This is a genomic window from Paraburkholderia sp. SIMBA_054, from assembly GCF_046534875.1.
GTDB classification, from domain to species: Bacteria; Pseudomonadota; Gammaproteobacteria; order Burkholderiales; family Burkholderiaceae; genus Paraburkholderia; species Paraburkholderia hospita.
In genome coordinates, this window is sequence record NZ_JAWRXV010000943.1 from 1 (window position 1) to 265 (window position 265).

A 265-nucleotide genomic window follows, 5' to 3' on the forward strand; every position below is an offset into this window, starting at 1 on the left:
TACGCTCGCGCATCTCGCACGCGCCGGCTTGCGCACGATGCTGCTGTTAGCGCCACCGGACGCAACGCGTCTGCGAAAGCTCGGCCCGCTCGATGCGATTGGCGTCGCAGGAGCCGCGCGTACGATGTCGCCGGATGAGCAGCGGGTCGAACTCACAAATGTCGGTCAGGCGTTTGCCGAACTCGGCGTGCGCGTGATGCACTACAAGGTCTGCTCGACTTTCGATAGCGCGCCGCAAACGGGCAGCATCGGCGTGGCGATCCGC

General features: G+C 65.7%; 1 protein-coding gene. It reads left to right on the plus strand.

What is annotated here, in order from left to right:
• Positions 1-265: four-carbon acid sugar kinase family protein (locus SB822_RS57910; RefSeq protein ID WP_410859213.1), on the plus strand; the 265-nt coding region annotated here is incomplete at both ends.